This window comes from Bacteroides sp. D2 (assembly GCF_025147085.1).
GTDB lineage: Bacteria > Bacteroidota > Bacteroidia > Bacteroidales > Bacteroidaceae > Bacteroides.
Genome location: NZ_CP102261.1, coordinates 4,878,631 through 4,889,836, shown reverse-complemented (window position 1 = coordinate 4,889,836; position 11,206 = coordinate 4,878,631). Strand labels below are relative to the sequence as shown.

5 protein-coding genes are annotated in these 11,206 nt (G+C 43.1%); all 5 read right to left on the bottom strand.

All coding sequences use genetic code 11. The features are described 5' to 3' along the window. Positions 1 to 41: 41 nt before the first annotated feature. The 5 genes from mgtA to NQ505_RS17785 all read right to left on the bottom strand — a co-directional run bounded on the left by mgtA (position 42) and on the right by NQ505_RS17785 (position 11,150). Positions 42 to 2,693: a magnesium-translocating P-type ATPase gene (gene mgtA / locus NQ505_RS17805; protein ID WP_008999592.1), complete on the bottom strand. Its 2,652-nt coding sequence runs from the start codon at positions 2,691 to 2,693 to the stop codon at positions 42 to 44. A 120-nt stretch (positions 2,694 to 2,813) separates the two neighbouring features. Then, complete coding sequence (locus NQ505_RS17800; protein ID WP_008999591.1) at positions 2,814 to 4,181, bottom strand: sensor histidine kinase; 1,368 nt, start codon at positions 4,179 to 4,181, stop codon at positions 2,814 to 2,816. Next, positions 4,178 to 4,864: a response regulator transcription factor gene (locus tag NQ505_RS17795; RefSeq protein ID WP_008640327.1), complete on the bottom strand. Its 687-nt coding sequence runs from the start codon at positions 4,862 to 4,864 to the stop codon at positions 4,178 to 4,180. The genes NQ505_RS17800 and NQ505_RS17795 overlap by 4 nt, the downstream gene beginning before the upstream one ends. 145 nt (positions 4,865 to 5,009) lie before the next feature. Then, the gene (locus NQ505_RS17790) at positions 5,010 to 7,859 is read right to left on the bottom strand and encodes a glycoside hydrolase family 2 TIM barrel-domain containing protein (protein WP_259825633.1); all 2,850 of its coding nucleotides are present in this window, start codon (positions 7,857 to 7,859) and stop codon (positions 5,010 to 5,012) included. 36 nt (positions 7,860 to 7,895) lie between these two features. Further along, positions 7,896 to 11,150 (bottom strand): glycoside hydrolase family 2 TIM barrel-domain containing protein, encoded by a 3,255-nt coding sequence (locus tag NQ505_RS17785; protein ID WP_083852329.1) that lies wholly within the window; start codon positions 11,148 to 11,150, stop codon positions 7,896 to 7,898. Between the last annotated feature and the right edge of the window lie 56 nt (positions 11,151 to 11,206).

Genomic DNA, 11,206 nt, shown 5'->3' with positions numbered 1-11,206 from the left:
TTACAATATATACATTTAATTTGCGAGATAAACAGACAAAGCTATAACCAGCGCACAAACTTCCTGATATACCAATTCTTCACGATCTGCGTCAAAATGCAATAAGAGAGCAAAATCCCAACCAGCCAGGGGAAATAGCTCAAAGGAAGAGCTGTCAATCCGATGGAACGCCCGAAAGCGGTGAAAGGAACAAGAATACCTATTGCCATGATTAAGAAGGTCAGTCCCATTACAGGCCATGTGGCACGGCTTTGTATGAACGGTATCTTGCGGGTACGTATCATGTGGACAATCAATGTCTGTGATAACAAACCTTCCACAAACCATCCGGTCTGAAACAGTGTCTGGTGTTCGGGGCTGTTGCAGCTAAATACGTACCACATGACCAGATACGTGATAATATCAAAGATAGAACTGATGGGACCTACATAAATCATAAAACGACTTAGATCGGACGCATCCCATTTACGGGGTTTCTTCAGGAACTCCGGGTCCATACGGTCAAAAGGAATGGTGGTCTGCGAAATGTCATACAATAAGTTCTGGATCAATAGATGTATCGGCATCATGGGCAGAAACGGCAGGAATGCACTGGCAAACATCACACTGAACATATTACCAAAATTGGAACTGGCAGTCATCTTGATGTACTTATTGATATTGCCGAATGTCTTTCTTCCTTCAAGCACTCCATCTTCCAATACCATCAAATCTTTTTCCAACAAGATAATATCTGCGCTTTCTTTGGCTATATCCACAGCAGAATCGACTGATATACCAATGTCCGACTGACGCAATGCACCTGCATCATTGATTCCATCTCCCAAGAACCCTACCGTATTGCCTTGTTCCTGCAACAGAGAGATGATTTGCGTCTTTTGTAATGGAGTCAGTTTTGAAAATAAAGTGGTATCCTTTACCGCTTCTTTCAATGCTGTTTCGTCCATATTCTCTATTTCTATCCCGGTAAGAAAATGACTGGTATCAATTCCTACCTGCCGGGCAATCGCTTTCACTACGACATCATTATCTCCCGATAGAATTTTCACTGCTACTCCATGCGCATATAATTGTTCGATGGCTTCGGCAGCAGAAGGTTTCGGAGGATCAAGAAAAGCAAGATACCCGATCAGTACCATTTCTTTTTCATCTTCGATGGCAAAATTACAATCTTTCTCGATAAAACTTTTCTGGGAAACTGCCAATACTCTCATCCCCTGCTGATTCATTTCTTCACTAATCATCTGTGCTTTGATTTTCAAGGCATCAGCCAAGGGATGAATCTGCCCGTTGAACTCGGCATAGGAACAGACATCGAGAACCTCTTCTACCGCTCCTTTGGTGATGATTTGCCGCTTTCCCTGCCTGTCTTCTATTACAACAGACATTCTTCTGCGCGTAAAGTCGAAAGGTATTTCGTCCACTTTGGTATAGTCATCCTTCAGATGTTCCAGGCTCAAATCTCTTACATGGGAAAGAATCGCTTTATCCATCAGGTTCCTTAAACCGGTTTGGAAATAACTGTTGAAGTAAGCATGACGAAGAATACGTTTACTGTTGTCGTCACTGCCATCTGCATTGATATATTTCTCCAATACGATTTTATCGCAGGTCAATGTACCGGTTTTGTCAGTGCAGAGTATGTCCATCGCTCCAAAATTCTGAATGGCATTGAGATTCTTTACGATTGTTTTCTTTTTGGACATGGCTATCGCTCCTTTGGAAAGGTTGGCAGTCACAATCATCGGTAACATTTCCGGGGTAAGACCAACCGCAACGGATATGGCGAAAATGAAAGCTTCAAACCAATCCCCTTTCGTAAAGCCATTCACGAAAAATACAAATGGAACCATAACCAGCATGAAGCGAATCAATAAAAAACTAACCTTGCTAATGCCTTTGTCAAAAGCTGTAGTGGCACGATGTCCGACCAGGCTTTTTGCAATAGTACCCAGATAGGTTTTGTTCCCCGTTTCAAAAACGATTCCTTTTGCCGCACCACTTATCACATTGGAACCCATATAGCAAATATTGTCCAATTCAATGACACTTCCTTTTCGGAACTGCTGTCCCCGTACTTCCGGAAACTTTTCTATCGGTTCGGACTCTCCTGTCAATGAAGCCTGACTGATGAACAGGTCTTTCGAATCGATGATCCGAATATCAGCGGGAACCATGTCCCCAGCTGCCAAATACACGATATCCCCCGGGACGAGTTCCGTAATCTCGATCTCTTCTTCCTGTTCACCGGCACGTTTGGCAAGACATGTGTTTTTTACCATTTTCATTAAAGAATCCGTAGCCTCACTTGCTCGCCATTCCTGCCAAAAACGAAGGATAGCACTGAACAGCACCATGGATGAGATGATAATGACTCCCGTCCATTCCTGCTCTCCAGGATCGGCCATCAATACATCCAAAAATAAGGATATTATGGCGAGCCCGGTCAGAACGCCAATGAAAGGATTGATAAACGTTTTGATAAACAGGATAAACGGGTTCTTTTTCTGTTCATGTACCACTTCGTTTCTTCCATAAATGGATTGTCGCTCCTGCACTTCTCCCTGTGTTAATCCAAGCTTGGTTGTCTGCAAGTATGAATAGATTGACTTACCGGGTTGTGTGGCAACCAAAAATACTTTCTCTGAATTGAATGTGTACTGTGGTGAACGCAGTTTTTTCTTCCATACCATAATCTCTAATTTTTTTTAGTTACTAACTGCATTTATTAATTCGATGCAAAAGTAAGGAGGACTTCACCGGGAAGCTGTTAGAGAATGATTAGAGTGGTATTAGAAAACGATTAGAGTTTCTTAGATATGCGGGAGCTTCACCACAAAGGTAGTGCCCTCATCCTTATGGGAAGATACGGTAAGTTCGCCTTTGTGAAGGTGGATGATCTTTTGTGTCAAGGCCATACCTATACCATTTCCGGGAGCAATATTCTTGTTTTCTCCGCGATAAAACAGTGTAAACAGGTTTTCTTTATCCGTATCAGACATGCCTACACCGGTATCTGACAGGCGGATGATTGCCCATTGCTCCCAATAGGCTATCAAGACTGACGAAGTTCGGTTAGAAGAATATTTGCAGTTATTCTCTATTAAATTCACAAAAGCGGTAGTCAGCAAATAGCTGTTTCCGATTACTGTCAGCACATTATCTTCTTCGGCTTCCTGCTCAAATACTAATTCGATGTGATAATCCGGATGGGCTTTTAATACCAGCTCTCTGGCGTCCAGCAACAGCTCGTCTAAACGGACCTCTTCCATTGTTATCTGTTCCGATTGATAGTCGGCTTTTGCCAAGTTCAACAATCCGTCGATCAGGTTTACAATCCTATGAGAATCCTGCAATGCATTGCCGATAGCCATCTGATATTGTTCGGAACTCCGTTCTTTCAATAAAGCTAAATCCAGTTCAGCTGTAAGGGCTGCCATCGGAGTACGTAATTCATGAGATACATTACTGACGAACATCTTTTGTGAATTGAAAGACTTTTCCAGGCGCTCCAACAATGCATTGAATGTCGTACTTAATTCTCCCAGTTCATCCTGTTCATTTTTTACAGGCAATCTTTTATCAATATGCGATGCCGTGATTTTTTCCGCTTCTTTCACTATATTACGTATCGGTTTTAAAGTGCTTCGAGACAGGATATACCCCACAACCACCAATACGCTCAATCCACCGATAAATAGGAGAATGAGCATGTTTCTTAGCGCATCCCGGTTGGCGTATCCATAACCGTCGTAGGCTGCGGCAGTAACCACATAGTCTTTGCCCTCAAACGGATACACCAGTCCTATAGCCTGATATTCATCTACATAGAAATTGATGTTCTTCCGCTGTAAAATACGCTTTATCATCTCCGGTGTTTCTTTGACAATATCGTTTTGCAAAGCATCATGATATAATATTTTAAAATCTGTTGTATAGACGGCAACCTCTACTTCATCAATAAACTTCTGATTATTCAGGTATATGGACTGCATGGTTTTGGCATCTACTTGATTTTTAAGGAATAAGTGCGCTTTGGTTATAGCTTCACTTTGAAGATTACGAAAGAAAGCATTACTACGCGAATGTTCACTGACATAGTAGACAGCCATCACAAAAACAAAGAATACCGCAGCTGTAAGCCCTGCATATTGTAGAGTCAACGTTGTCCTGATCTTCATAATTTATCAGTCAGTATGAAACCCATTCCGGCTTTGGTATGAATAAGTTTCGGTTCAAAGTCCCTGTCTATCTTTTTGCGGAGATAGTTGATATATACATCTATGAAATTCGTTCCTGTATCAAAATGGGTGTTCCATACTTTTTCTGCTATTTCAACCCTGCTCAATACTCTTTCGGCATTTTCTACCATATATAACAGTAAGTTGTATTCCTTAGGAGAAAGTTTTATGGATATGCTGTTTCGTTCTACGTCTTTACGTTGAAGGTCAATACGCAAATCTGCATAGACAAGTTCCTGCGGCAATTCCTGTGCATTACCCGCTACACGTTTCAACAACACTTTGATTCTGGCATTTAACTCTCTGAAATCAAAAGGTTTCACCATGTAATCGTCTGCACCGGCATCGAAACCGTCCAGTTTATCGTTTGTTGATCCTAATGCCGTCAACATCAATATAGGGATATTGGGATTGGTTTTGCGAATTTCTTTCGCCAGTTCAAATCCGTCCATCTTAGGCAAAACAATGTCGGATATAACCAGATCGAATGTGTGCGTTTGAAAAAGCCGTAATCCCATCAGTCCGTCATAAGCCACCATTGTCTGATAGCCATTTTCCTCCAGTCCGTTCATCAGCAAACTTGCAACCCGGGGTTCATCTTCTATAATTAGTATTGTGTACATAGGAAAGAATTCATTAATCTGAATGTATAAAACGAAACAAAAATAATGATTATTCCCCACTTATAGCCTTTTTCCTTGAAAAATCGGTGAGAAGGCCAAATAAAAAAGGTACCCAACGCAATGTGGATACCTTTATATGATTCATTTACATAAACCGGAAAATGACTCGTCCGGTTTGTGGACCATTTACCCATTTCGGTTGTGAAGAGGGACCACACAAATCGGTGGAGTTTACTTTATTACGTACCGGAGGAATCACGTTCAGGACAGAGATTCCGCTTTCGGGAAGAGTATAAAGTAAACGGTCGCGGCCATCACGAGGCTGATATACTCCGATATACGCGTCGGGAGCTTCGTTTGTCAGACTGATAGTGCCTTCTTTCGTTTGGATATTCATCCAGGAAACATCACCAAAGTATCCTTTGAATTCGGGATATGTGAAGGTCTCACCCGGAATAGGATCGTTATAGTCGTTTTCCCAAACATCGTATTGTGTTCCGTGAATACGGTTTTGCCATACACGGTAAGGTCCGGCACCCAGCCAGCGTTTGCTGATTACCTGATCTTCAGGATAGTCGAAACGAATACCCATCAAGTCTACGACACCGGAGAAATTGTAGGTATAATCCAAAGCCAGTTCTCCACTCGGGTTAATTGTCCATTGGGCTTTATCCAGATTGCCTAGTTTATAATTGGCGGTAACAACCAGATTACCTCCGTCTTCTTTCACATCCAGTTTCGTAAATACGGCAGCATCAGGGAATTCGCTGTATGTGCGGTCTTTTTCTTTTGCTTTCTCATCATCATGGTTATAGAACTGATCCAATGAGCGGTCTGCACGACGGGCTCCAATGAAACGGGGACCATTGGCGAAGTTAATCTTACGGTTATCTACAGATACCCCTTTCAGTTGTCCGTCTTTCTTTGAGAAGATGAACGTACGCTTATTCGCTTTTACAGTAAGCTCATTTTCTGTCTCTGTATAAGTAGGACGACTGGACAAGGGAGAAAGCTGTTCAGTCTGCTGATTCAGTTTGTTGACCGGGAAAGTCCAGCGCCAAAGTTCATGGCCGTATGGATCGATTGCTGTCAGGAAGAGGGCGTCTGCATTGGAGAGGATATTTGTTTTTATATCCAAAATGCCTGCCGAGTGAGCAACCACGTCACTGCCTTGCACTTCACCCTCTTTCAACACTTGAATAGCGGCATTGGATGCATCTGTTGCCAGCGGGAATTTTACTTGCTTCCAAAGGAAACGGCAAGTATTCAGATTCAGATAATCGTAACGGTTTTCTACGGAGAATTTGCCATCAAATTGCTTGTCGATAGAAGTATTCATGATTTGTACCGGACTCCATAACTGCTTGATAGTGTAGTAGCTACCCTCCTTTTCGTGATGTGGCCCTACAATACCGTCTGCTCCAAAGTTTCCCTGGTTATCGATGAATTCGTCCATATCTACACGCTTCACGCCTTCGTCTGCCAATACCCAAAGGAATCCACCGATACAACGGGGATGCTTGCGCATCATTTCCCAATAATCATATAATCCGGCACCATGGCCGCCATCGTACAAACCATGCAAGAATTCCGTAGGCATAAAGATTTCCGGTAAGCGCATGTAGTTCTGGCTTTCTCCGTAAGAGCGGTAATGCATGGTTTCAAAACCGGAGAAGTTACCTTGCGGGTGAATAACCGGACGTTTCTGCGGATCGTATTTATGAAACTCTCCATCCAGTTCGGTATTCCATCCTTTTTCATTACCATTACTCCACCAAATAATAGACGGATGATTCACGTCACGTTCTATCATGCCTTCAATCAGACGTACTCCGGTGGGGGTATCATACTTGCCATGCCAGCCTCCCAACTCATCCATCATATAAAGTCCGAGAGAATCACAGGCTTCCAAAAATTCCGGGTCAGCCGGATAATGGCTCAAACGGACGGAATTCATATTCATGCTTTTCATCAAAAGAACGTCTTCGATATTCTTCGCTTTACTTAATGTACGGCCACTTTCAGGACGGAAACTATGGCGATTGACACCACGTACATTGATACGTACTCCGTTTATATAAAGTCCGTCGCTTTCGCGTACTTCAATTGTGCGGAAACCAAAGTTTTCCGTTTCACTATGCAGCACTTTACCGTCCTTATCCAACAGGGAGAATTGAGCTTTATAAAGATTCGGAGTTTCCGCAGTCCATAGTGCAGGGTTAGAGACATTCAGTTGCAAAGAAGTCCAGTCGCCACCCGCTTTTACAGGTACAGTGCCTTCCGCTAACTTCTTTCCTTTTTTATCTAAAATCTGTGTACGGATGCTCATTCCGTCATTAGAAATATTTGTGTAGCAGTTGGCACGGAAAGTTCCATCCATCTTTGCGTCAATGGCAATGTGCCGCAGGTTTACGGCTGGTTTCACCTCCAGGAACACCGGACGGAAGATACCGCCAAAATTCCAATAATCAGCACGACGTTCGGCAAGGTTCACACTGGCATTTTCACTCTCTTTGGCAACAGTGACTTCCAGTAAATTCTTTTTGCCATATTTCAGAAAATCCGTGATGTTGTATGAAAAACGATAGAAGGCCCCCTGATGTTTGGAACCAACTTTACGTCCGTTCACTTTTACTTCCGTATCTGTCATTGAAGCTTCGAATACAAGATTGACCTGTTTGCCGCGAAACTTTTCCGGAACTTCAAACTCGTACTTATACATACCTTTTTCATTGGCAACGCCTTCAGGGAATGGTTTACCATAGAAAGTGATTCCATACTGATAGGTGCCGAATCCTTGCAGCTCCCAGCAGGAAGGTACACCGATTTTCGTCCATTTCCCGGAATTGCGTCCGTCGGTACAAAAGAAGTCCCATTCAACCATATCGTCGCATCCGTGACCGGAGAGATATTGCCTTTCCGTTTGTGGAAGGTTTTGAGCAGCCAGGGTAGTTGCCAACGCTAAGGTCGATAATAAAGTGGTTACTTTTTTCATTGTTACTTTTATAATTGTGTTAGTTATTTATTGCTATCATTGTTTACTACTGATGCGGATATGCAGCGTATGTTCTTTTTTCTCTATGGCATATTTCTTCAATACACCCGGTCCGCAACTACTGTTTCCTAATCCAAGTACGGCAGCATCCATACTAAGAATGATTTCCGCACGTGGTTTTAAATTACAATCGTGAGTTTCTTCATAGATGTCCTGTACGGTGTAATGCAGGGCAGATGCAGAAAATGCGTTTTCTACCGCGTCAACACGAATGCCTTTATTCTGTTTGTCGGTCAAGGTAAGATAATGCACTTCCTCTTTGTTTCCACTGTCCTGCGGACGTGGATAATGTACGTATTGGTCTGCAACGCTTCCTTTCCAAAGCCCTATCATAGCAGATGTTTTGCGGTCAGGATAGTTATCCTGTGGTCCTCTGCCATACCAGGTAAATGTATCATAAGCAGGCGCCAGACAGAATGCGATTCCTAAACGGGGAATTTCAGGAAGAACTCCTTGTGGCAAGAAAGTTGTTTTCAGATCAATCGTTCCATCTGAAAAGACCGTATAGACAGAAGTCGTCACCACTTTTCCTTTTTTATATAAATTACTTGTTTGAATCCGGACAATGACCGCCCCGTCTGCACGTTTTTCATGGTGGAAAGATTCCAGATTTATCTGCGGATGATCCATTCCATGCAATTTCCAGTCTTTAGCCAACCAGTTTCCGAAGCTCTTGTCATTATCTGTCGGAGCACGGAAAACTTGAGTGACAGGCTGAACCGGAAAATCATCGGAGTGAGCCAGCATTTCTTTGCCCTTATATATAAGGGAGGTCATACTTCCGTTCACTTTCTTTTCCCACTGAACAGAAAAACCGCGTCCGCTAATCAATAAAGATTTATCATCCTCTTCCACTTGAAGCGTTCCTTTATTAATTAAATCAGCAGAAGCTAAATCTCCTTTTTGTAAACAGAATTGTTCCCAGGCCACTTCATGTCCTGCCTTTGCCCAAAGAGCATCCGATTTCAAAACAATGCTTACTTTCAGTTGGTAATCGGAAAGAGGATTCAATGAACGGAAAGTCGGCAAATCTATTGTTCCACTTTCTCCTGGAGCTATTTCCGGCAATGTAATTTCTCCTTGTTCTTTCTGTTTTCCATCCACAGACAATGTCCATAAGCAGCGATAAGATGATAAATCGATATGATGGTTCCGGTTCGTCACTTTCAGCTTCCCATTTTCCATTTTCAGTTCAACTGGGGCATATACCTTCTTTACCTCCCAATATTTAGGTGTAGTTTCACGGTCACTCATCAGCAATCCATTAAAGCAGAAAGCTTTTAAATTCGGCTTATCGCCAAAGTCACCGCCGTAAGCCACCATGGTACGGCCATCGGGTAATGTCTTGTAGATTCCCTGATCTACCCAATCCCATATAAAACCACCCAGCATACGGGGATTACTATATATCTCATCCCAATATTCCTTGAAATTTCCTAATGCATTTCCCATGGAATGTGCATATTCGCTCGTCATTACCGGACGGTCGTCATTGGTGCGTTCCGCAATCTCCAGCAACCGTTCCCAGCGTGCATTTTCAGCGCGTTCTTTATCCTCTCCTTCTGCAATACCGGGATTTAAATATTCCTGTTTCACCCGGGTATAAAAGCGGCTGATAACATCTACCGTCTTCGGGTCAGGATTTCCGTCCACTCCCTGTGCCCCCTCATAGTGTACAGGGCGAGTGGGATCGAAATCATGCAGCCATGCCGAAATAGCAGCGAAGTTCGGTCCGTAACCGCTTTCGTTTCCCATGCTCCACATTACAATACATGGATAATTCTTATCACGTTCCGCCATACGGACTGCACGGTCCATAAATGCCGCATGCCAGTCGGGGGTACTTGCGAGTGTTCCACGCAATCCGTGTTCTTCTATATCCGCTTCGTCTATCACGTACAATCCCAAGCTGTCGCATAGCTCGTACCAACGGCTGACATTGGGGTAATGGCTGGTGCGTACGGCATTTATATTCGCCTGTTTCATTAAAAGAATATCCTGAAGCATCCGTTCTTCGCTCATGACACGTGCCGTCCGTGGATCATGTTCGTGACGGTTCACTCCACGAAAACGAACCGGATTACCATTCACTAACAGTTGTCCTTTTTTGATTTCTACAGAGCGGAAACCTACGGCCTGTTCTATCTGTTCTACGACTTTCCCTTCTTCATTTTGGAGAGTTAAGTGTAGTTTATAAAGATAGGGTGTTTCTGCCGTCCATCTTTCCGGTGATTTTATAATAGCTGACAAACGTCCCATCTTACGCGGGCCACGCTGCGGATACCATTCATTCATCCGGCTTGCTTTATGTTCCAAATCAAGAATATCTTCCACATCGCCTTTCAATGTGGCAACTTCTTTGCCTGAAGCATCCTTTAATACTCCCTGTAAGACATACCCTTTTCCGGTCATCCCTCGATATACACTGAATTGCGGATCAATCTGCAAAATAAAGTCTTTATAATTACCAACAGATGCGGGAAGAGTGCGTACCGCATAATCACGGACATGAATATCCGGTGTATGTATCAGATGAATACTACGATGAATACCACCAAAACGCCAGAAATCCTGATCTTCCAGATAAGAACCGTCACTATATCGGTAGACTTCCAGTGAAATCTGATTTTCTTCGGATTTCAGATACTTCGTGACATTAAATTCGCTCGGTTCCATACTGCCTTGGCTATACCCTACCCGTTCGCCGTTGATCCAAACATAAAAGGCACTCATTACACCCTCAAAGCGCAGAAAAGTCTGTCCATCCGCTTCCCATCCTGCTGGCAAAACAAATGTACGACGATATTGTCCTACCGGGTTTCGTTCTTTATAGGTAGTATAGTCCGTCTTCGGCTCTCCCATCACCCGTGGAGGATCTATTTTGAATGGATAACCTGCTGAAACATAAATAGGCGTACCATATCCATTCACTTCCCAGTTGGCGGGAACAGGAAAATCCGTCCAATCTTTATCATCAAAATTTATCTGATAGAAATTCATGACTCTTTCATTGGGAACGGGAGTCCAACGGAATTTCCAAGTTCCGTCTAAAGAGATTGAGCCGTCTCCTTTCTGTACAGAGAAAGGGGTAAAAGCGGCTCTTGCCGGTTCACGGTTGATCTGGAGAACATGATGATTCTCCCAATCATGCACTGTTTGTGCCTGTATCGGGCTTACAAATAATACACCCAATAGTAAAGTATATATTTTCATTCGTTCTTTTTTCTTCATATCAAATAGACGGACGAAAGGGTATTTTGTACCCCTTTCTTTTACAGAAATATTAA

Excerpts from the sequence above, each read along its gene's own strand:
- mgtA (WP_008999592.1), bottom strand. The coding sequence starts at position 2,693 with ATGGTATGGAAGAAAAAACTGCGTTCACCACAGTACACATTCAATTCA.
- NQ505_RS17800 (WP_008999591.1), bottom strand. The coding sequence starts at position 4,181 with ATGAAGATCAGGACAACGTTGACTCTACAATATGCAGGGCTTACAGCT.
- NQ505_RS17795 (WP_008640327.1), bottom strand. The coding sequence starts at position 4,864 with ATGTACACAATACTAATTATAGAAGATGAACCCCGGGTTGCAAGTTTG.
- NQ505_RS17790 (WP_259825633.1), bottom strand. The coding sequence starts at position 7,859 with ATGAAAAAAGTAACCACTTTATTATCGACCTTAGCGTTGGCAACTACC.
- NQ505_RS17785 (WP_083852329.1), bottom strand. The coding sequence starts at position 11,150 with ATGAAGAAAAAAGAACGAATGAAAATATATACTTTACTATTGGGTGTA.